The 22,245-nt window shown below is 42.3% G+C and carries 14 protein-coding genes; 10 read left to right on the top strand and 4 right to left on the bottom strand.

The window, feature by feature from the left end; translation table 11 throughout:
- Positions 1 to 126: 126 nt before the first annotated feature.
- Positions 127 to 3,612 carry a family 43 glycosylhydrolase gene (locus ACSBL2_RS01960; RefSeq protein ID WP_442590003.1) on the bottom strand — a complete coding sequence of 1,162 codons (3,486 nt, stop codon included), beginning with the start codon at positions 3,610 to 3,612 and terminating at the stop codon, positions 127 to 129.
- A 133-nt stretch (positions 3,613 to 3,745) separates the two neighbouring features.
- Positions 3,746 to 6,253 carry a discoidin domain-containing protein gene (locus ACSBL2_RS01955; RefSeq protein WP_442590002.1) on the bottom strand — a complete coding sequence of 836 codons (2,508 nt, stop codon included), beginning with the start codon at positions 6,251 to 6,253 and terminating at the stop codon, positions 3,746 to 3,748.
- 339 nt (positions 6,254 to 6,592) lie between these two features.
- Between ACSBL2_RS01955 and ACSBL2_RS01950 the strand changes: the two genes are divergently transcribed.
- Positions 6,593 to 9,361: a DUF5695 domain-containing protein gene (locus ACSBL2_RS01950; protein WP_442590001.1), complete on the top strand. Its 2,769-nt coding sequence runs from the start codon at positions 6,593 to 6,595 to the stop codon at positions 9,359 to 9,361.
- Positions 9,362 to 9,376: 15 nt separating this feature from the next.
- Positions 9,377 to 11,089 (top strand): M1 family metallopeptidase, encoded by a 1,713-nt coding sequence (locus ACSBL2_RS01945; protein ID WP_442590000.1) that lies wholly within the window; start codon positions 9,377 to 9,379, stop codon positions 11,087 to 11,089.
- A 185-nt stretch (positions 11,090 to 11,274) separates the two neighbouring features.
- On the opposite strand, the gene ACSBL2_RS01940 is transcribed toward ACSBL2_RS01945, so the two are convergent.
- Positions 11,275 to 11,535, bottom strand: coding sequence for an isoleucyl-tRNA synthetase (locus ACSBL2_RS01940; RefSeq protein WP_442589999.1), 261 nt, complete (start codon positions 11,533 to 11,535; stop codon positions 11,275 to 11,277).
- A gap of 201 nt (positions 11,536 to 11,736) precedes the next feature.
- Here ACSBL2_RS01940 and ileS point away from each other — a divergent pair, with 201 nt between their 5' ends.
- The 5 genes from ileS to ACSBL2_RS01915 all read left to right on the top strand — a co-directional run bounded on the left by ileS (position 11,737) and on the right by ACSBL2_RS01915 (position 17,499).
- Complete coding sequence (gene ileS, locus ACSBL2_RS01935; protein WP_442589998.1) at positions 11,737 to 15,132, top strand: isoleucine--tRNA ligase; 3,396 nt, start codon at positions 11,737 to 11,739, stop codon at positions 15,130 to 15,132.
- Positions 15,133 to 15,139: 7 nt separating this feature from the next.
- Positions 15,140 to 15,523, top strand: coding sequence for a TraR/DksA family transcriptional regulator (locus ACSBL2_RS01930; protein ID WP_442589997.1), 384 nt, complete (start codon positions 15,140 to 15,142; stop codon positions 15,521 to 15,523).
- Complete coding sequence (locus ACSBL2_RS01925) at positions 15,523 to 16,125, top strand: lipoprotein signal peptidase (RefSeq protein WP_442589996.1); 603 nt, start codon at positions 15,523 to 15,525, stop codon at positions 16,123 to 16,125. The genes ACSBL2_RS01930 and ACSBL2_RS01925 overlap by 1 nt, the downstream gene beginning before the upstream one ends.
- Positions 16,126 to 16,320: 195 nt before the next feature.
- Positions 16,321 to 17,019, top strand: coding sequence for an SIMPL domain-containing protein (locus tag ACSBL2_RS01920; protein ID WP_442589995.1), 699 nt, complete (start codon positions 16,321 to 16,323; stop codon positions 17,017 to 17,019).
- 171 nt (positions 17,020 to 17,190) lie between these two features.
- Positions 17,191 to 17,499 carry a hypothetical protein gene (locus ACSBL2_RS01915; RefSeq protein ID WP_442589994.1) on the top strand — a complete coding sequence of 103 codons (309 nt, stop codon included), beginning with the start codon at positions 17,191 to 17,193 and terminating at the stop codon, positions 17,497 to 17,499.
- Positions 17,500 to 17,706: 207 nt separating this feature from the next.
- On the opposite strand, the gene serS is transcribed toward ACSBL2_RS01915, so the two are convergent.
- The gene (serS, locus tag ACSBL2_RS01910) at positions 17,707 to 18,975 is read right to left on the bottom strand and encodes a serine--tRNA ligase (RefSeq protein WP_442589993.1); all 1,269 of its coding nucleotides are present in this window, start codon (positions 18,973 to 18,975) and stop codon (positions 17,707 to 17,709) included.
- Positions 18,976 to 19,018: 43 nt separating this feature from the next.
- On the opposite strand from serS, the gene rsmI reads away from it, so the two are divergent.
- The 3 genes from rsmI (at position 19,019) to lnt (ending at position 22,145) form a co-directional block, all read left to right on the top strand.
- On the top strand, positions 19,019 to 19,729 hold the full coding sequence (rsmI, locus tag ACSBL2_RS01905) for a 16S rRNA (cytidine(1402)-2'-O)-methyltransferase (RefSeq protein WP_442592263.1): 711 nt from the start codon (positions 19,019 to 19,021) through the stop codon (positions 19,727 to 19,729).
- Between the two features lie 97 nt (positions 19,730 to 19,826).
- On the top strand, positions 19,827 to 20,471 hold the full coding sequence (locus ACSBL2_RS01900) for a PH domain-containing protein (protein WP_442589992.1): 645 nt from the start codon (positions 19,827 to 19,829) through the stop codon (positions 20,469 to 20,471).
- 39 nt (positions 20,472 to 20,510) lie between these two features.
- Entirely contained in the window at positions 20,511 to 22,145 is a 1,635-nt protein-coding gene (gene lnt / locus ACSBL2_RS01895) for an apolipoprotein N-acyltransferase (RefSeq protein WP_442589991.1), read from the top strand.
- Positions 22,146 to 22,245: the final 100 nt, after the last annotated feature.

Genomic DNA, 22,245 nt, shown 5'->3' with positions numbered 1-22,245 from the left:
TCCCTTTTAACATAAGCTTATTGCATTAATTTTCTGTTGTGCATTCATCAAGTTTAAATCACTCAAAATTGAAATCACGATCATACCTCCTGAGAAATTGAATTCCCCATTTTTATTGGATAAATTTTATTGTTTAGCTTTTGGCTGAATGATCTTAAAATCATCAAATTGACCATATCCACGCTGTTCTCCATAGGTGGCATGAAACAAGCCAACCTGCACCGCATTTCCGATATCCGCTCTTTTCAGTGGACTTCCAGGCAGATCTTTCCAATTCAATCCGTCACTGCTCCCCCGTAAGTAAAAAGTATCACCTGAGCGCTGTATTTGCAGATACCTGTAAAAATCCCAGGCAGAAGAATTATTGGTTTGTGCCCTTCCATTTCTGTCCAGGTTGGTCACCATATTCCCAACTCCCCAGCCGGGGAAAATACTATTCTGCAGGAGTTTGAAAGAACCGTCTGATGCACGAACCATTAACCCTGCATCATTTGCACCGTTCGCCTTTTTTTCTTTCAGGCCACTTACATCAGTAACCTTTACCTGAACAATAAAATCACCGGTAACTTCTTTGTACAGGAAAGGCCCTGCAGGTGTTCCTCCATCCCATTTGGTATTGGTTGAAACCAGTGTCAATGTCCCATCCGCACTTTGCAGCGTATCTGCTTTTCCTGTAAAACCATCCCAAAATGGCTTGGTTGTTCCATCCAGATAATTCTTCGGTACACTAAACGTATCATTAAATTCAGTAAACAGGTTGCTGCTGGTTTTTACCTTAACAACAGGTGCAGCAGAGGTTACATTTCCGTAGTTATCCCTGATCTTTACACTGTAACCATATTGCTGATTGGCTTTCAGTCCATAATTGATATAATCGCCGTTATTTTGCCATCCACTGCTTTTAGCCCCGGCTTTGCCCGTAGTTTCGGTAAATTCATATTGGAAAGCACTACCGGGAAGCACGGCTTTATTGGCCGACATGCTCACCATATCGGTACTTAGTGCTTTTGGCTGTTCCAAAAATGATGCTTTCACTACTGCTGTCATACTGTTCTTTTTCCATTGAGAATACAATCCTGCGACTTCTTCAGCAGTAAGACCATGGTTATATAACATAAACGAGGCAACAGCTTCAAGAGCCCCTTCAGCTTTTTCTGCTCCCAAAGTCATGGATGTTGCGGTTGCATCGGTTACTTTTTTCAACTGACCATCCACATAAGTTTGCTGCTGCTGACCATCTGTTACGTTTACCACATGGTGCCATCCTGCACCATACGCTTTTCCCATTACCTGCATCACAACAGTATTGGGTTTTCCCTCTTTTATAAAATCCGGTGCTTCTTTACTAAACGCCAGGGTTTGTTCGTTCTTAAAGCTAACGGCTATTTTACCTGAAATATCTTTTACCACCGGATCTCCGGATCCTGCAATAAAATTACCTTCCATATACCCCTCATTTTTCCAGTCTTTCAAGTCCCCATAAGGTAACTTCGCTGCGTCAAGATAGATGGCTACATCGGAATTTGGCTCATCTGCAGCCATCTTAATCACTTCGGCTTCTGTTAATGCCGTATCATATACTTTTAAAGATGCCAGTGCCCCGGAGAAGAAAGCGTTTTCATCTGCCGTAGTACCCAGAACAAAATTGCGGAGATTAGCCAGGTACAGCATTTTTAGTTCAATCCTGTCGAGGATCCCATCAATGTAAAGCCTTTCATTGGTACCGTCAAATACCAAAGCAATATGGTGCCATTTCCCTGCTTCAGGCAATTTCGTATAAGGCATATCTGCCCAACCCCAATGTGCTGCGGCACCCCATCTTTTATTGCTTCCATAACCCACTGTCGCATTCGTCATATCTACACCTCCACGTGCTGTCCATGATAAGATTGGCTCTTCATCTGCAATAACCGGGTTGTTTACCCACATCGATACAGAGAAACTGCTGTTGCCACTCAATGACAATGGTGCCTTAAAACTGGCGGTATAGAAGGAGTTGCCAGCAAAAACAACTGCTTTTTTACCGCCTATAATTTCAGCGGAAGGAACCGCAGCAGATGAAGTAACGAATGAACCACCCATTTTCCCTGTATTCTGCCAGGCTGACACCGCCTCGCCTTGTTCAAATTTTCCGGCATCCAGATCTACCAGCAGGCCCTGTGGTTTAATGTTGGGAATAGTTGCAGGATCTTTGGCAGCAACACCCATTGCAGGATTGTATTTATCATCTGCATAGACTTTCATATTCCATACCGCTTTGTTCAAACCAGGATATTCTGTATTGGTAATAGTTAACCTGATGAAACGGGCTTTAACATTCCCCGTATTGATCATAGGACTACCATGCACAGTATTTTTAGTCTGATCCGCATAGGTAGTCCATTGTTGTCCATCGGTAGATGACTCTATAAGATATTGATAATACCAGGTGGCAAACTCAAACTGGGTAAGCACACTTTTTACATTTTTCACCGCTCCCAGATCTACTGTTAACCAGGATTCACTGGTGTTATTCTTTGGCTTCCATAAGGTTCCGTTATTATCGTCAACCGCATATTCAGGTTTGAAATCCTCACTGTAAGAAGAGGATGCCGTTACTTTTTTTCCTAAGGCGAGGTTAAGGGACGGATTGGCATTCTTTGCCAGGTATCCCACACCTGTATGTGTAGGAACCAGTTTCTCAATATTTCCCTCTGCATCGAAGACCAATTTGTCTGCAGCCACCTGCCTGTGATAACCACCACCCGAATGTGGATTGTTATGGCGGTGGTAGATGAGGTAAAAATCATTGCCCTCCTGTAATACCGACTGATGTCCCGGCCCATGTACGGTTCCATCGGCATTGGTCACCAATATCGGGTTATTTTTTCCATAGACAAACGGCCCCATTGGTCCCGTTTTACTGGTAGCATACTGTACCCTGTAGGTATCATCTTCACATCTTCCCGAAGAATACGTCAGGTAATAAATCCCATTTCTCTTGAACATAAAAGGTGCTTCAAAGAAGTCCTTCGCCACCGTATTTGGAATTTGTGCAAGTTTGGCAAACGACTTCATATCCGGGTTTAACAGACCAACACCGCAGCCATGGTTCGGATAAATACCCCAGGTACCCCAGAACATATACATTTGTCCGTCGTCATCCCTGAAAGTCTGTCCGTCAAGCGTAATGACATTCGGCACCAAAAAATTACGTACCACTGGTTCACGATCAGGTAGCAATGGTGTCCAGGGCCCAACCGGGGAGGATGCCCAGGCACCGAAGATCTCTACGGGCTGGCAGTAGTACATGTAATATTTCCCATCCTTTGCCTGTGTCACATCGGGTGCCCAGTAATGATGTGTAGTTGGCCAGTTCATATCCTGCAGGCTCCAATTCACGAAGTCTTTGGATCTCCATACCTGTGAAGGGCCGAAACCACCACCATTCCCATCTGTTGTGGCATAGATATAATAAGTATCTCCAAATTTCTTTACCGTTGGGTCGGCAAAGTAACCGGGAAGAACAGGATTTCCCGCACCTAAAGCATTATAAGCTTTTGGTTGTGCGAAGACTGGTGTGCTGAAGAGCAAACAAATCAGGAAACTTAGAAATCTGGTGTTTAACTGCATACGGTATGTCTTATTTAAGGGTATTAAAGTTTAGTATTTTTTTCTGTCCCCCTGTAATCTACCACATGGAAACGTTTTAGCAAATAAATGGCTGTTTCAGCAAGTTCTTTTGAACTTGACCAGCCTTTTTTCTCTAGTATAGTTCTACTTCATAAAATCCGCTGAAGACTTTCTTCGCAGGATCCTTATGGGTAACTGTGATCCTGATCTTATCGGTTTTTATTGGTGTAAACAAACACAGGTTTAAGTGCGCAACGGGTTTAACCGGTATTTTCACCGTTTGCACTGTTTTTGCCCAATTCTTTCCGTCCCAGTATTCCACAGTATATGCCAATGGAGCCTGCGTACCACCATGGTCATCAAACACATACATGCGCACTTCTTTCACTGTTTTCACCTTATTTAAATCGAACTGCACCCAGTCTGTAGGCTCAGGAGAAAGATAAGCTGTCCACCTTGCATTCGGATCAGTAAATCCATTATTGATGGCACCCGGTTCATCGAATTTAGAATAATAGGAAGCACTGAATGTGGCCACGTCCTTATACGCCATATTGGTATTCGCCGGAGCCGGAAGCGTAGTTAATCCCTCTTTTAATGGCCCCCATGCCTCAATCTCGGAAATACTTACTGCCGATGCCGCTGAGGCTGTCATAACGACCCTTATTTTTGAAGCGCTCAGCAAGGGAAAGCTGATTTCATTCGCCTTACGGCTTATCGCTTGTTTGTACTGACGCTGCTGACCAGGAATAACAGCCCATGTCTTTCCGTTCCAATATTCGAGGGTATATTGCAGGGGCGCTTTGATTTTGTCCTCCTTGTCATCCGTAAAATAGATTTTTACACTTTTAAACGGACGGTCGCCACCGAAATCGATCTCTGCCCATGATTTATTTCCTTTTGCATATAAAGATGACCAGCGGTTGGTGGTTGATTTGACATACCAGTATTGTCCGTCATTCAGCTTTGCTTCCACATCACCGGCAGACCCGGGGAAGGAGGCCTTAGCTCTTGGATAGTAAACACCCTGTTCATTGTTCACCGCATAATTTACCAGTACAGGTTTTTCTGCTATTGCTTTTGCATTTACCGGTATGACCAATTTTTTGATAACCGGGGAGGAAGCCCTAACTTCTCCATTGACCAATACCAGCAAGCCTTTTCCCTTTTTATATTTTGTTCCGGTCTTATCCCAGATAATGGTCACCTTGTTTCCGTGATAAATGACATCGTCAAGGCAGGCATACGCCCATTCATCAGGGATCAGCGGATTGACTTCCAGTGAATCTGCATCCTTTGGCTCCAGCCCCATCAGTCCGGTTACAATCTGATCGATATAAGAGGAGTGGTTATAATGTTCACTGTGGCCAATGATGTCGTGCCCCGACCAGGAGCCTGTTTCAGGTTCATTCGCCTCAGCGATATAAGGTTTGTTGTCCTTACGGTGGGTCCTCGCATAAATCTGCAATTGTTTATGGTAATCTTCTTTGTTGACAAAATTCTGGTTATAATTTCTCACCACATTTGCCATTGCTTTAAGCGTTTGTGCAGTAGCAAAAGGCCAGGCATTTCCACTCCAGGCACAACAGTTTTTAGCGACCATGTATAAAGGATCATTCTTCTCAACCGTAGTAGGTCCGTAAGGACTAAAGAAATAATGCGGATCCATCAGGTATTGCCATGCTTTTTCATAACCTTCATTATTCAGGGGCATGTTGAAATACCAGGGCACAAAACCTATTTCTTCCCTTCCATGAATATTTCCTGCATATTTACCCGTTTCATAGGTAAATGTATTGGCCTTAATCCCTCCTTCTTCATCTTTCTCGTATTTATGCATGAAGAAGTTCTTTTTCTCATTCCAGCCTTTTTTGAGGTAGTTGGTCCTGATGAGTTCTGCCTTTTTAGTAAAAACTTCATCTGTATTTTTATCTCCAGCCAGGGCGGCAATACTGCTTATCGCTTTTGCATCTGCCCACATATAGCTGTTTAGCGTAGGGCGGTACCCTGAAGCACCTTCAAACCATTGTGGCGTCTGGCGGCTATTGATGTTTGTTTCCATCCCATCATGCATGCCCGACCAGGCAAAAAGCCCTTCCTTCTCTATCCAGTGTTCTTTTTCCCATCCCGCAAAATTGGCTACCAAATCATCTTTTAAGCCAAGGACAAGTTTCCTGTCATAGTTTACTTTATACAGCTGCCAGATCGCATCTGCCAGCCAGGTGGAGTAACTCCGTGGTTGTGCTCCGGGCGTGTTGAACCAGTAGCGGGCATAATCTTTCACATACGACTGGTCGCGCATCCAGCGCATATCATACATATGCTGACTCACCGAGCAGCTGATCGCGCCATACCTGCCCGCCCACCATGGCCTGTCAATAAATTCCGTAACGGTATATCCGGATGTGGTAGAACCATACACCAGGTGTAAGGTCATCATGTCCCAGCGGTAATAGTAGGTCATATCGATATCCCTGTCAGGCGTCTCTAAAAATGGAATATTTTCTTTATACCAGCTCCAGTCTTTATTTTCCCAGAAGCTAAATTTATTCAGCGTGGATTGCTTATTGAGCACCTGCGAATGGGCTCCAGGGCTGATAAAAATAAAAAACAGAAATGCCAGATAATGGTTCAAGCGCATGGTTTGTGGTTTAGGGATAATAAGAAAATCAAACCTAGTGAATACAGAGCCGATGTTCTTAAACGATATTGATAAAAACAGACCCGATATTAACTGATTGACCGCCGGATCAGGAAAGGAATAGTTAATTTTCAATAGCAACATAGCAATTTTTAAAAATTGTATAATTGCTGCCTGCTGAACCGAAGTTATTATAAATACACCAATACTTTACGAATTTTGTCTTGTTTCAAGGAACCATGCGGGCTTTAATTTTTAAAACATACTTTTGAAATACACACGACACCAGATGAGCAATGTGAATTTACAGCGCTTATTCATTAATTTCATTTTCACGTTATGGTTATCAAACAAAAGTTCCGCAAAATCTTCCGGGCATCACCGGCTTTAAAAATGCTGTTGTACTCCGCTCTTCTCATTTTAAACGGGAATAGCCTGTATGCACAAAATCCATGGCAGAGGCTGGCCAAACAGAAGTCTACATTAGGACTCGAGAATGGATTTACAACTTATGATGCCGGTGCTTTTAACCTTAAATTGGTTAAATCATCCCAGACAGTGGCTGGCCTGCAGCCTAAATCAGTAAAAGACTTTGATTTTGTTCCCAGCGACAGCCTGAAGTTACGCAGCTCTGATGGACTCTATCACCTTGGAGACATCACACTCCGTATCAGGTCTGGTGCCGGTGCGGAATGGAAATCATATAATACTGCGGCTAAACGCAATCCTGTGAAAGCAATTCCTGCCAGTGGAACTGTACTGGCCGCAGCCAATTTAGCAGCAACCTTACCGGCAGATATTCCACTGGAAATTAAACGTTTCTGGGAAATGCAAAATGGCAGCCTGGTATTGCGCTTTGAACTGAAAAATACAAGTAGCCAGCCACAGGAGATCGGTGCATTGGGGATTCCCATGATTTTCGATAACATCATGCAGGGCAGGTCGCTTGAGCAAACACATGCAAAAAATGTATTCTACGATCCTTACATAGGTAACGATGCCGGATATTTACAGGTAACCCGCTTAAGTGGTCATGCCCCATCACTTATTGTGACCCCTGTTGGCCGCACTCCATTCGAAGCTTACAATCCCCTCAATGACGATCCTACTCCACGCAGCATCACTTTCGAAGGCTTCTATGAATGGATGGTCCACAGTAAGGCCTATGCCGAAAAGGAATGGAAAAATGTTGAACAATGGAACACGCCGACAGCTGAAATTTTAAAGCCCGGAGCAGTACGCAGCTATGCTGTGAAATTTATCCTCTCAGGAACACCTAAAAATATTGAAGATAAACTTATTGAAAACAAACGTCCTGTAGCCGTATCAGTGCCTGGATATGTACTTCCGAAAGATGTTGATGCAAAACTGTTCATCAATTACAGCAAAAAGATACAGCGCATCAAAGTTGAACCTGAAAATGCGTTAACGGTTAGCGCCACAGGCAGCACAAAAAATGGATGGAAGAGTTATTCCGTAAAAGGGAACACCTGGGGCAGGGCAAGGTTATCGATTACCTATGCCGATGGACTGGAACAAACCATAAATTATAAAGTCATTAACGCAGAGTCTGATGTGATTGCCAGTTATGGGAACTTCCTGACGACCAAACAATGGTTCGATCAGCCGGACGCGATCTTTAAACGCAGTCCTTCATCCATCACTTACGATAATGAGACGAAGCAACAGGTGGTTCAGGATAAAAGGGCCTGGATAGCCGGATTAAGTGACGAGGGTGGCGCCGGTTCCTGGCTCGGTGCCATCATGAAACAGTTGGTACATCCTGAAAAAACTGAAGTGGATAAATTGAAGAAATTTATCGACAGCGTAATGTTTAACAGGATACAATTCAAGGATGGACCTAAGAAATATGGTGTGGTAAAGAGTTTATTTTATTATGAACCAGACTCTGTACCTGCGGGAACATACGCCAAAGACATCGATTTTAAAGTATGGTCGGCCTGGCCGAAAAAAGAAGCCGATAACATTGGCCGCTCTTATAACTATCCCCATGTTGCTGCCGCACACTGGGTCATGTACAGACTTGCACGTAACTATAAAGGTTTAGTGGACGCAGCTACCTGGAAACAGCACCTGCTTGATGCCGCTGAAACAGGTATGGCCATGGTCACTATGGCTCCCTATTATGCACAGTTCGGGCAGATGGAAGGAACCATATTTTACCTGATCTTAAAAGACCTGAAAGACGAAGGGCTGATCACTGAAGCCAACAAGCTGGAAACAGAAATGAAGAAACGTGCCGACCACTGGCGTTCACTGGAGTATCCTTTCGGCAGTGAAATGCCATGGGATTCTACAGGTCAGGAAGAAGTATATGTTTGGTCTGATTATTTTGGCTACCAGGAAAAAGCAGACGTAACCTTAAATGCTATTTTAGCTTACATGCCAGTAGTACCGCACTGGGCATACAATGGGAATGCACGCCGCTACTGGGATTTTCTGTATGGCGGAAAACTCTCCCGCATAGAAAGGATGATCCACCATTATGGGTCGGCATTAAATGCCATTCCGGTACTCATGGATTACCGGAAAAATCCGGATGATTTTTACCTCCTACGTGCAGGATATGGTGGTCTGCTGGGCGCGATTTCCAACATCACTGAAGATGGTTTTGCACCGGCCGCCTTCCATGCCTTCCCATCAACATTGAAGAACGATGGGATTACTGGTGACTATGGTTCAGGATTTTTCGGTTATGCCGTAAATACATCATCATACCTGCTTCATCACAAAGATTTCGGATGGATAGCATTTGGAGGAAATACCAGCAAATCGGAAAAAAAGGTGGTGATAAAATTAACGACCGCAGCAAAATCTGCGGTGTATATTGCCCCTGCAGGACTTTGGATTAGTCTGGATGCGGGATCAATTGAGGAAGCAGCCTATGACACGACTACAGGATCGGTAACATTGAAACTGAGCAAATCGGGCGCCTATACCCCTGAGGCAGTGATTCGTTTATCCCAACCTGCAAAAATACCAGGTGCTGGAACATACTCAATTAAAGATAATACGACAGAAGAACGCGGCGCTTACAAAGTTGCCCTGTCAGCTGGAAATACGACAGAAGTGCTGATCAATAAATAGAGATATTACTAAAATATGAAGAAGCTACTCCATAAAAATTCGTTATTACTCCTCCTTACTGCGGTATTTAGCACCGCAGTAAGCACTACCCTGTTCGGACAAACTGCAAAACCGCAGGAATTTACACTGGCCGATACCTTAAGGGGAAGTTTAACACCGGAAAGAACCTGGTGGGATGTCCAGCGCTATGAGCTGACGGTAAAACCTGATTTTAATGGCAAAAGTATCACCGGATCGAATAAAATTGTTTATAAAGTAGTAAAAACCAATACTGGTGGTACACGCATGCAGATTGACCTGCAGGAACCCCTGATCATCGACAGTGTCATTTACAATGAAAAGTCTGCACTGAAATTTGAGCATAAAGGAAGCGTATGGTATGTCACTGTTCCTTCGCAAAGTCTTAAAGCGGAAAATGCGGTGCAGATCTTTTATCATGGCAATGTTCATCAGGCAAAAAAAGCGCCCTGGGATGGTGGCTTTATTTTCACAACCGACTCCTTGTCTCGTCCCTGGATGACGGTAGCCTGTCAGGGGTTAGGTGCCTCTATCTGGTATCCGAATAAAGATCACCAGAGCGATGAGCCGGATAAAGGCGCATCACTGACCATGATTGTACCCGATACCCTGGTCGCTGTAGGAAATGGCAGACTGGTCTATAAAAAGAACAACAATGACGGTACTGCGACCTATACATATAACGTAGTGAGTGCCATCAGTAATTATTGCATTATCCCCTACATCGGTAAGTATGTAAATTTTAAAGAGAACTATAAGGGGGAAAAAGGTCCGTTGGATATCAACTACTGGGTACTCGACTATAATCTGGCTAAAGCGAAAACCTACATGCCAGATCAGGTACATAAAATGATGGCAAGTATGGAACACTGGTTTGGTCCTTATCCATTTTATGAAGATGGTTATCAATTGATCGATGCTTCACACACTGGGATGGAGCACCAGTCGGCAGTTTCCTATGGCAACAGGTATAAATTCGGCTATCTGGGAAGAGATATGTCGGGTAACGGCTGGGGAATCAAATGGGATTTTATCATTATCCATGAAAGTGGCCATGAATGGTTTGGAAATAACATCACCACGAATGACCTGGCAGACATGTGGGTCCATGAAGGTTTTACCAATTACAGTGAAACACTTTTCGTGGATTATACCTTCGGGACACAGGCGGGAAATGAATACAACTTCGGGATCAGAAAAGGGATCCATAACGATAAGCCAATTATTCCGGCATACGGTGTAAATGCACAGGGAAGCGGGGACATGTATCCAAAAGGTGGAAATATGCTGCATTCCATCAGGCATAGCCTTGATAATGATAGTTTATTCAGAGCTATATTAAGGGGATTGAATAAAGAATTTTACCATCAGACAGTGACCACAGCACAGGTTGAAAACTACGTATCTCAAAAATCAGGTTACAACTATGCTAAAGTTTTCAATCAGTACCTGAGAACCACGCAGATCCCCACATTCGAATATTACCTGAAAGATGGAAAAGCATTTTATCGTTATACAAATTGTATTGATGGCTTCAATTTGCCATTGGTATTAAAGAAAGAGGGACTGAAAAGTATCCGCTTAAAGCCTTCGGGAAAATGGCAAAAAATTGATCTGGCGAAGGACCAGAGTTCATTATTTACCAAATCGGGCATAGCGTTCATGTATTATATCAATGCTAAAGAAGTAGCTGCCCCGAAAGTCAGATAAAAAACTGCGCAGTAATTGATGCCAAAACACCTGTAAAAAACAAAGTTCTGGAGTAATATACATGATCTTGCTCCAGAACTTAAATGATCGCTAGGCCCACTACACAGCTTTGTTATGCGTAAAGGCAATTAGAGGATCAGTCGGAATGGTAATCTAGGATAAGCAGCTATATAGAATCCGTTCTCCTAATTCCTTTCAATTTCATCTGCCGGCTGTTCAATGGCCACCTCAGGATCAAGCTCCACACAACCATCCTTATCTTTCCTGGCGAATAAAATCGGATAGAAAAATAAAAGTGCAGCTGACATAAAACACAATCCGCAGGCTTCAAGAACGTATACACTCCATTCCACATCATTTGCATTAAGAATAAGATAAGCGATTAATGCAAATACACCCATTAGTATAGCAATCACTGCTTTTTGAAGTTTCAATATCTTTATCATGGTCTGATCATTAATAGCGTTAAGAATTGTGTTTGAAGATACACAAAAACCAAACCAAAACCAGTGATACAGGCATGCAGGTATAATTTGGGACATTCTTATGTTTTTATATTTTTGGTGACAATCATTTCTTGGTACATCTCTCTTTTTTCATTCTTAATACGTAACTTTGCATCCTTATTTTTTTAAGATACTGGATTGATGTATAGGGAATTTAAACAATTAGAACTACCGAAAATAGGTGAAGAGATATTAGAATTTTGGAAAGCGGAAAACATCTTTGAAAAAAGTATTTCTACCAGATCAAAAGCAAACCCTTTTACTTTCTATGAAGGCCCGCCTTCTGCCAATGGTATGCCCGGCATTCACCATGTCATGGGGCGTGCAATCAAGGACATTTTCTGTCGTTACAAAACACTTAAGGGCTTCCAGGTGAAGCGTAAAGGTGGATGGGATACCCATGGATTGCCTATAGAACTGGCTGTTGAGAAGAAATTAGGGATTACAAAAGTAGACATCGGCACTAAAATTTCTGTTGAAGAATACAATGCCGCCTGCCGTGAAGAGGTGATGCGTTATACCGATATCTGGAATGACCTTACGGAAAAAATGGGGTACTGGGTTGACCTGGAAAAACCTTATATCACCTATGAAAATGAATATATAGAATCCCTGTGGTGGATCCTGAAAACATTTTATGATAAAGGGCTATTGTATAAAGGATATACCGTACAACCCTACTCCCCTGCTGCAGGTACAGGATTAAGTTCCCATGAACTGAATCAGCCGGGCACTTATAAAATGTTGAAAGATACGTCTGTTACAGGTCAGTTTTTCATCAAAAAAGAACAGCAGCATCCACTGATGGCGACACTTTTTGAAAGTGAAACTGAGCAAACTGCGTTCATTGCCTGGACAACTACGCCATGGACACTTCCGTCCAATGGTGCTTTAGCTGTAGGCGAGAAAATAACCTATGTAAAAATCAAGACCTTTAACCAGTATACCTTCCTGCCGGTTAGTGTGATCTTAGCGAAAGACCTTATTGGCAAACATTTCAAAGCTGAAGCAGAGAATGGTTCTTTTGAAAGCTATAAAGGTGGGGATAAATTAATTCCATGGACCATCGCTGCTGAGTTTACCGGTAAGGAACTGGTAGGCATACGTTACCACCAGCTGATGGATTATGTGACAAATACAAACCTGCAGGAAAATGCTTTCCGTGTGATTCCGGCAGACTATGTCACTACTGAAGATGGTACCGGTATCGTACATATTGCTTCTGTATTTGGTGCGGACGATTTCCGGGTTGCCAAAGAAAATGGCGTTCCTGCGGTTATGGTACTGGATGAACAAGGCAATGAATTACCACTGGTGAATAAACAGGGTAAATTTGTTGACGAAGTGACCGACTTTGCAGGCTACTACGTTAAAGAAGAATACTATAGCGATGAAGAACGTAAGGCAGCAGATTTTAAGCCTACAGATGTACTGATCGCTATTAAATTAAAAGAAGAGAATAAAGCGTTTGACGTTAAAAAATATGAACACAGTTATCCACATTGCTGGAGAACTGATAAACCTGTTCTTTATTATCCTCTCGACAGCTGGTTTATCAAGACTACTGCCGTAAAGGAAAAAATGGTGGAACAGAATAAGTCCATCAACTGGAAACCGGAAGCTACCGGAACAGGACGTTTTGGCAACTGGCTGGAAAATCTGGTGGATTGGAATTTATCCCGTTCACGTTACTGGGGTACACCACTGCCGATCTGGAGAACTGCAGACGGTACAGAAGAAAAATGTATCGGTTCCATCGCTGAGCTCAATGCAGAGATCAAAAAATCTGTTGAGGCCGGTTTTATGGAAGCTTCATTCGAGTTGAAAGATATGCACCGCCCCTATGTGGATGATGTGGTCTTAGTTTCAGTAAATGGAGAAAAGATGACGCGCGAGCTGGACCTTATCGACGTTTGGTTTGATAGTGGTGCAATGCCTTATGCGCAATGGCATTTCCCTTTTGAAAATCAGGAGGAGTTTGAGAATGCCTATCCGGCAGATTTTATTGCCGAAGGAGTGGATCAGACCCGTGGATGGTTCTTTACCTTACATGCCATCGCAGTGATGCTGGATGAGACAAGCGAGGAGATCAGAGCGATCAATGAACGCGTTGGCAATAAAGGCGTGGCCTATAAAAATGTAGTCTCCAATGGATTGGTGCTGGACAAAAACGGCAACAAGATGTCTAAGCGACTGGGTAATGGTATTGATCCTTTCCATACCATTGATACCTACAGTGCTGATGCGACGAGATGGTACATGATCAGCAATGCTTCCCCATGGGATAACCTGAAATTCAATACTGAGGGACTGGATGAGGTTCGCCGTAAATTCTTTGGTACGCTGTACAATACGTATGCTTTCTTCGCTTTGTATGCGAATATCGATAAGTTTGAGATCGATGAGAACAATGAAACCCCGGTAGCTGACCGTTCGGAACTTGACCGCTGGATTTTATCCCTGCTGCAGAACCTGGTTAATGAAGTAGATGAAAGTTACAATACCTATGAGCCCACCAAGGCGGCAAGGGCTATTCAGACTTTTGTAGACGAACATTTAAGTAACTGGTATATCCGTTTATCCCGTCGCCGCTTCTGGAAAGGGGAAATGACAGCAGATAAAAAAGCTGCTTATGAAACGCTGTATACTTGTTTAATGAGCGTTTCTCAGTTAATGTCGCCCATTGCACCCTTCTTTGCAGACTGGCTGTACCAGAACCTGACCGTTTCAACATCTTCCGTTGCAGAAGAATCCATCCATTTAAGTCTTTGGAAAGAGGGCGATACCTCCCTTATCGATAAAGAACTGAATGAACGTATGGAACTGGCGCAGAATATTTCATCTATGGTGCTTTCACTAAGAAAGAAATCTGGTATCAATGTGCGTCAGCCTTTAGCAAAAATCCTGATTCCGGTATTGGATAGGAATTTTGAAGAAAGAGTTGAACTGGTTAAGGAAATTATTTTATCAGAGACAAATATCAAAAATATTGAATATATTACAGATACCGCAGGCTTCATCAAAAAGAAGATCAAACCCAACTTTAAAGCTTTAGGCCCTAAAGTAGGAAAAGATATGAAAACTGTAGCGGAAAAAGTGAGCAATATGAGTCCTGAGGATTTAACACTTTTTGAAGCAGAAGGTAAATATAATGTGCCGGGAACTGACTATATTATCCTTTTGGAAGATGTAGAGATTATTGCAGAAGATATTCCGGGGTGGCAGGTCACCAATCTTGGTAATCTGACTGTAGCGCTGGATGTTACCCTTACTGATGAACTGAAACAGGAAGGACTGTCGCGTGAGCTGATCAACAGGATACAGAATTTAAGAAAAGAATTAAATTTTGAAGTAACGGATCGTATCACAGTTAATTTACAAAACGATAATTTGATTACAGCTGCTGTAGAACAGAATAAAGCCTACATTTGCGCCGAGGTTTTAGCTGATCAAATAACTTTGCTAACGCAAATTGATAATGGAAACAAAATAGTAATCGAAGATGTTGAACTGCATATTTCGATCACAAAACAATAATTTAATTATGGAAAAACCTACAAAAACACGCTACTCAGACGCTGAGCTTCAAGAATTTAAAGAGCTGATCCAGGATAAACTGCGTATGGCCAGAGAGGAATTTCTTTCTTTAACAAAGTCATTAAGCAGCCCTAATTCCAATGGAACTGAAGATACCTCTGGTGCTTACAAAACCCTGGAAGATGGTTCAGCAACAATGGAAAAAGAGCAATTGAACCAATTGGCTGCCCGTCAGAAAAAGTTTATTGATAACCTGGAAGCTGCGCTTGTGCGGATCGAAAATAAAACTTACGGTATTTGCCGTGAAACAGGAAAGCTGATTCAGAAAGAACGTTTACGTGCTGTACCTCACGCTACGTTGAGTATGGAGGCTAAATTGAAGCAGGCATAATGAAAGGCTATACTAAACCTTTACTGGCTGTCTTTCTGGTATTGCTTGCCGACCAGCTTTTAAAAACCTGGATCAAAACCAATATGTATATTGGTCAGGAGTTTAAAATTATGGGTAACTGGTTCATTATACATTTCACAGAAAACAATGGAATGGCTTTTGGAATGGAATTCGGGGGTGAATTTGGGAAGCTGGCCTTGTCTCTGTTTAGAATTGCCGCTGTTGCGGGAATTGGTTACGGCCTTCACCATCTGATCAAACACAAATACCATAGGGGATTGATCCTGAATGTAGCCCTGATTTTTGCCGGCGCACTGGGAAATATTATCGACTCTGTATTTTACGGTAAAATATATGGCTATTCCGGCCTGTTCCATGGACGGGTAGTAGATATGTTCTATTTCCCGATTTTAGAAGGCATATTCCCTTCATGGGTACCTATATGGGGAGGAGAAGATTATGTCTTTTTCAGGCCAGTATTTAATGTAGCCGATGCAGCTATCTCTGTTGGCGTTATTGTGATTCTGATTTTCCAGAAAACTTATTTTAAGGAAGATGTAAAAGAAGAGATAGGACCTAACAATGAGGTTGTAGAAGATTAATCTTAACGTTCAAAAACTTTATGGAGGGTGTCTGATGACACCCTTTTTTTATGGCATATCATATCTTGTGTAATAGCCAGATAAATGATAAATCACTGCTGGTTTCAGCGCACATTAAAAAAAATTTTATAAAATGATGTGGAAACGGTATGGTTTTTACATCTATTCCATAACAACACTCAAATAGAAATTATTATGAAAAAATTATTTGCCCTTGCCTTTGTTGCCTTATTCAGTATAAGTGCCATGGCCCAACAAGTTGACCTCCGTAAGAAAATTACCGTTAGCGGTACTGCAGAGACTGAAGTAACTCCGGATATCATTTACATCAGTATCTCGCTGAAAGAATATCTTAAAGATGGCAATAGCAAGAAAAAGGTAGAAATTAACGACCTGGAAAACCAATTGTTTAAAGCCGTTCAGAGTGCCGGGATCACAAAAGAAAACCTGACCATTAATAACTTGTCCAGTTACAACACAGTTGGGGAGAAAAAGAAAAATCCTGACTTCCTGGTCAGCAAACAATATCGTTTAAAAGTAACAGACCTGAATAAATGGAATGCACTTATCGGTGCTGTTGATCCTAAGGGCGTAGCATATACCAACATTGATAGCTATGATTATTCTAAAATTGAAGCCTTAAAAAAGGAACTGAAGATTAAAGCCTTGCAGGCTGCAAAAGAAAAAGCAACCTATCTTGTGGAAAGCATTGGCACACAATTGCTGTCGGTAATTGATATCCAGGAATTGAATAATGAATCCTTTCCTCAGCCTGTTTACCGCAACATGATGATGAGAGCTGAAAGTGCAGATTTATCGGCTTCTTCTCCGGAGATCGATTTTAAGAAAATTAAGCTGAGTTATACCATGAATACTGTATTTGAAATTAAATAATGACTAAAAGAGTGGACAGTTTTTGAGAAATGCCTCCGGTCGTATCGGAAATTTATTACAAATATTGTCCATAATGAGCCATTATCACCTCATAATGAACCTACCAGCAATGTTGGTAGGTTTTTTGTTATTTAGGAGTTGTAACAATTTTTAACCTACAAATCAACAATTATGAAAAAACTAATTTACACACTCGCATTAATCTTCACATTAGGTGTTAGTTCAAATTCTGTATCTGCAGCAACAGTTAAAGACAAAGTAGAATTAACGGCAGAACAGAAAGTTCAATTAGAGAAGATCACTAATCGTGTTGAAGAGATTAAAGCTATGGACAAATCTGATTTGTCAAGGTCTGAAAGAAAAGAATTACGCAAAGAACTTAAAGAAATGAAACAACAGGCCCGCGCAATGGGTGGTGGTGTTTATCTTTCCGTAGGTGCAATCATTATTATTATCCTGTTATTGATTCTTATTTTATAATTGATAATATATACAAAACGAGGGTGTCTCAACATGAGGTTTTCCCGGAGCGTGTCTAAATCCTGAAAACACTGTACCGTGGAAATTGAGCACCTGGGAATTGACTATTTGACAATATTCCCTGCAGCAAGATGCGGGTAAAAGCAATAAAAAAGGGTTGATCAATGATCAACCCTTTTTTATGATGGGTAAGGCATAGCCTCTAAATTAGTCAATTCTATCGAAACCAGTATATTTGACCAGTACTTCAGGAATCTGAATTCCATCTACAGTCTGGTAGTTCTCAAGAATCGCTGCTACAATACGTGGCAATGCCAATGCACTACCATTCAGGGTATGGGCTAGCTGCGGTTTACCAGCACCTCTGTATCTCAATTTCAGGCGGTTTGCCTGATACGTTTCAAAATTTGATACGGAAGATACTTCCAGCCAGCGTTGCTGGGCAGCACTCCAGACTTCCATATCATAGGTCATTGCAGCAGTGAATCCCATGTCTCCCGCACATAAACGCAATACCCGGTAATGTAGGCCCAGGTCCTGCAGTATAGATTGCACATAGGCGCTCATTTGCTCTAAAACCTCATATGATTGATCGGGATGAACAATCTGTACCACTTCTACTTTATCAAATTGGTGCAGCCTGTTTAATCCACGTACATGTGCACCGTAAGATCCCGCCTCACGACGAAAACAAGGTGTATATGCTGTATTTCTAACAGGAAGCTCTTCTTCTTTAAGAATCACATCACGGTAAAGGTTAGTTACCGGCACTTCTGCAGTAGGGATCAGATAAAGATTATCTACTGTTGAATGGTACATCTGTCCCTCTTTATCCGGTAGCTGTCCCGTTCCGAAACCTGATGCTTCATTTACCAGGTGTGGAACCTGCATTTCTTTATATCCCTGGGCTGTGGCCCTGTCCAGAAAGAAATTGATTAAGGCGCGCTGTAAACGGGCTCCTTTGCCTTTATATACCGGGAAACCAGCCCCTGTGATCTTGGTACCCAATTCAAAGTCTATAATATCATATTTACTGGTCAGCTCCCAGTGCGGCAAAGCTTTATCATGTAATACAGCCGGCTCACCATGAAGATACACCACTTCATTGTCTTCAGCAGTCGTACCGGCAGGAACTTGTTCCGCAGGTAAATTCGGAATCTGAACCAGCGCATGGTGTAAATGCTGTTCTGATAAGGCCAACTGGTCAGAAAGCTGTTTAATGGTATCTTTATTGGAAGTAGTTTCCGCTTTTAACGCTTCAGCTTCTTCTTTTTTACCATTACGCATCAACTCGCCAACTTGTTTGGCACTTGCATTGGCTATAGCGGATAAGTTATCCAGCGAGGTTTGAGTCTGTCTGCGTTCTTCATCTAATTTAATGATTTCATCAACCAACTCAGGTTGTTTAAAGTTACGGAGGTTTAGGCGCTCTAAAACTTTCTCTCTATTTTCGCGGATATAGTTAACTTGCAACATTATTTAATTTTTTAACAAATATAACAAGAGTTTGGAGAATAATATGGGCGGCAAACTATTTCTGGTTCCTACACCTATCGGCAATCTTGAAGATATGACCTTCAGGGCCATCCGCATCCTGAAAGAAGCCGATATAATTCTTGCGGAAGATACCCGCACAAGTGCTCCTTTATTAAAGCATTTCGGAATTGATAAAAAAGCATATTCCCATCACCAGCACAATGAGCATAAGGCAACCTCAGAGATTATTAGGTTCCTCAGCGAGGGGAAAATAGTAGCCTTAATTTCTGATGCAGGAACTCCTGCCATATCTGATCCGGGATTTTTTCTGGTGAGGGAAGTGCTCAAACATAACTTCCCTGTGGAGTGTTTACCTGGCGCGACTGCATTTGTACCTGCCCTGGTGAATTCAGGCCTGCCTACGGATGCCTTTGTTTTTGAAGGCTTTTTACCCGTTAAAAAAGGAAGGCAGACACGCCTGAAGAAGCTTGCCGATGAAGAACGCACGATTATTTTATATGAAAGTCCGCACCGCCTGCTGAAAACACTGGAAGAATTTGCCGTTTTTTTTGGAGAAGAGCGGCAAGCCTCAGTGAGCCGTGAGCTCACGAAAATGTACGAAGAGACAGTAAGGGGTACCTTAACTGAAATAAAATCACATTTTGAAAACAATATCTTAAAAGGTGAATTCGTAATTTGTGTGGCCGGACGGGAAGAGGTTAAAAAAGAAAAACGTGTTTATGATAAAGATTGATTCGATCCGCATTTTATTCCTGCCGATCATCAATCATAAAAGGCACAACCTGATAAAAGAATATTAAATTCAAATAGCGCATTAAACCAAAAAAGATATGATTTTAATCGATAGATTTTTGAGTGACGAACAAGACCCGAAAGCAGTTGAAAAGGTTTTAGGCAAGTTAAATGATATGCTGACTACAAATGAGGAGCTGATTTACCTGGCTGTCCAGAAAAAACCTGCTGTCAACCTGCTCCCCGACTGTATTGTGGTCAGCAATAAACGTATATTCTATTGTGAGCCTGCGAATTTTGGCATCACCATGAACTTTAAAGATATTTCCTGGAAGAGTATCAAGGAGGTTTCCTTCAAAGAGGAATTGTTTGGATCCAAGTTTATCTGCGTACCGCAGCATGGAGAAAATATCATTACTGAATATATCCCGAAAGTACAGGCGCGCAAATTATACCAGGCCGCATACGAACAGTTAGAGCTCTTTAAGGAAGCACAGAAACAAGCGGAGCTAAATGAACGCAGAACTCCTGTTGCTATCGATACTCCTGTAACGGTTATTGAAACTGAGGTTTCTAAAAAGGAGGAAATGGAAATACCCCTTTACACCGCCTCCATTCCTGTAGAAGAACCTGAGGATGAAACGACACTCCGACTGCGAAAACTGAAAACACTTTATGATAAACAACTGATCACACAGGAAGAGTATGAAGCTAAAAAAGCCGATATTCTGGATAGTTTTTAGCCATCAGCCTGACCTCAAATCATATTTACATCATCCCCAATGAAAGCTAAATCTCATTTTCTGCCTGCCCTGTTAAGTGCTTTTTTAATGTGGCTGGCATGGCCTCCTCATAATTTTGCCGCTCCTCTCCTATTCATCGGCCTTGTTCCTCTTTTCATTGCACTGGATGGCATTATTCTTTCAGAAGAGAAAAGAAAAGGGAAGAAGGTATTTCTTACCGCAGGCTTGACTTTCCTCACCTGGAATACCGCTTGTATTTATTGGGTCTATAATGCGATAAGTGCGTATAACAGCCCGGTTGTAGCGCTGCCTATCTCTGTTATTCCTTTTGGTCTGGGTGCATTGTTAATGACTTTCGCCTTCTGGTTATACTACCGTTTCCGCGTTGTGGTCAGCCGTAAAAAGGTAGCTTACCTTGCTTTACTGAGTTTTTGGATCAGTATGGAATACCTGCACCAGACCTGGGATCTTGCTTTTCCATGGATGACTCTCGGTAATGGTTTTGCAGGTATGCACCAGCTGGCCCAATGGTATGAGAGTACCGGTGTATATGGCGGATCCGTATGGATTATGCTGAGCAATATCATGGCTTTTGAAGCTTACAAGAGCTTCAGGTCAAATGCTACCGGTTACCTGAGGATCAGGCCCGCTATAGGCTGGCTGTTATTGGTTATCATTCCTGCAGGAATTTCCCTGATTAAATATTATGGGTATAAAGAAAAACCAATGCCCGTGAATGTGGTTGTCGTACAGCCCAATATCGATCCCTATCAAAAGAACGGAGGAATTTCCCCGGCAGACCAGCTCCGTACACTCACGCATTTATCCGATTCCGTGGCACAGGTGAATACAGAATATTTCATATGGCCGGAGACAGCCATTCCAAGTTATGCAGATGAAGAGCGTGTGCGCAGCACAAGGGAATATACCGCTGCGCAGGAATTTTTGGAGAAATATAAAAATGGAACCCTCATTACTGGAATTGAAAGTGTCAGGTTCTATCAGGAAAAGAAAACCCTTTCCGCTAAACAGGATGGCAACAGCGGCACTTTTTATGATAATTTTAACTCTGCCATGCAGGTAGAAAACTCTGCAAATGTACAGTTCTACCATAAATCGAAACTGGTACCTGGCGTGGAGAAAATGCCCTTTCCAAAAACCTTATCTTTCCTGGCCCCTGTCTTTGCAGGACTGGGTGGAACCGTCTCCGGCTGGGGATGGCAGGATGAGCCAGGTGTATTTTATTCACAGAATGGCGTTGGTGTAGCGCCGGTAATTTGCTATGAATCCCTCTGGGGAAGCTGGATTGGCAAATCTGTAAAAGATGGTGCCCAGCTTATTGCCATCATTACCAATGACGGATGGTGGGGAAATACTTCCGGCAAAGACCAGCATTTTTTATACGCCAAATTAAGGGCAATAGAAAACCGCAGGTGGGTAGTCCGTTCAGCAAATACCGGAATCTCCGGATTTATCAATCAACGCGGCGATGTCATCAAGGAATCTTTATGGTGGACACGTGATGCACTGAAAATGGATGTAAATTTGAATGACCAGGTTACATTTTACTCGAAAAGCGGTGATATTATTGCACAGCTACTGGTTATTACCGGTATTATCCTGGCCCTCTTCATTCCTTATCATACTTTCTTTAGAAAAAAGAAGAGTGTCTGAACCTCAGTCCGTACAATAGCCTATTGTCCCCAAACAAAAGAGGATTACCATAAATGAACCTCTGCCCCTGAGAATTGAATATTTGAAAATATCCCTGCAG

This window comes from Pedobacter sp. AW31-3R (genome assembly GCF_052180285.1).
In the GTDB taxonomy this organism is placed as follows: Bacteria; Bacteroidota; Bacteroidia; order Sphingobacteriales; family Sphingobacteriaceae; genus Pedobacter.
This window is presented reverse-complemented; position numbering and strand designations above follow the sequence as displayed.

Bases quoted from the DNA above. Each gene is read 5' to 3' on its own strand.
- ACSBL2_RS01960 (WP_442590003.1), bottom strand. From the start codon at position 3,612: ATGCAGTTAAACACCAGATTTCTAAGTTTCCTGATTTGTTTGCTCTTC.
- ACSBL2_RS01955 (WP_442590002.1), bottom strand. From the start codon at position 6,253: ATGCGCTTGAACCATTATCTGGCATTTCTGTTTTTTATTTTTATCAGC.
- ACSBL2_RS01950 (WP_442590001.1), top strand. From the start codon at position 6,593: ATGGTTATCAAACAAAAGTTCCGCAAAATCTTCCGGGCATCACCGGCT.
- ACSBL2_RS01945 (WP_442590000.1), top strand. From the start codon at position 9,377: ATGAAGAAGCTACTCCATAAAAATTCGTTATTACTCCTCCTTACTGCG.
- ACSBL2_RS01940 (WP_442589999.1), bottom strand. From the start codon at position 11,535: ATGATAAAGATATTGAAACTTCAAAAAGCAGTGATTGCTATACTAATG.
- ileS (WP_442589998.1), top strand. From the start codon at position 11,737: ATGTATAGGGAATTTAAACAATTAGAACTACCGAAAATAGGTGAAGAG.
- ACSBL2_RS01930 (WP_442589997.1), top strand. From the start codon at position 15,140: ATGGAAAAACCTACAAAAACACGCTACTCAGACGCTGAGCTTCAAGAA.
- ACSBL2_RS01925 (WP_442589996.1), top strand. From the start codon at position 15,523: ATGAAAGGCTATACTAAACCTTTACTGGCTGTCTTTCTGGTATTGCTT.
- ACSBL2_RS01920 (WP_442589995.1), top strand. From the start codon at position 16,321: ATGAAAAAATTATTTGCCCTTGCCTTTGTTGCCTTATTCAGTATAAGT.
- ACSBL2_RS01915 (WP_442589994.1), top strand. From the start codon at position 17,191: ATGAAAAAACTAATTTACACACTCGCATTAATCTTCACATTAGGTGTT.
- serS (WP_442589993.1), bottom strand. From the start codon at position 18,975: ATGTTGCAAGTTAACTATATCCGCGAAAATAGAGAGAAAGTTTTAGAG.
- rsmI (WP_442592263.1), top strand. From the start codon at position 19,019: ATGGGCGGCAAACTATTTCTGGTTCCTACACCTATCGGCAATCTTGAA.
- ACSBL2_RS01900 (WP_442589992.1), top strand. From the start codon at position 19,827: ATGATTTTAATCGATAGATTTTTGAGTGACGAACAAGACCCGAAAGCA.
- lnt (WP_442589991.1), top strand. From the start codon at position 20,511: ATGAAAGCTAAATCTCATTTTCTGCCTGCCCTGTTAAGTGCTTTTTTA.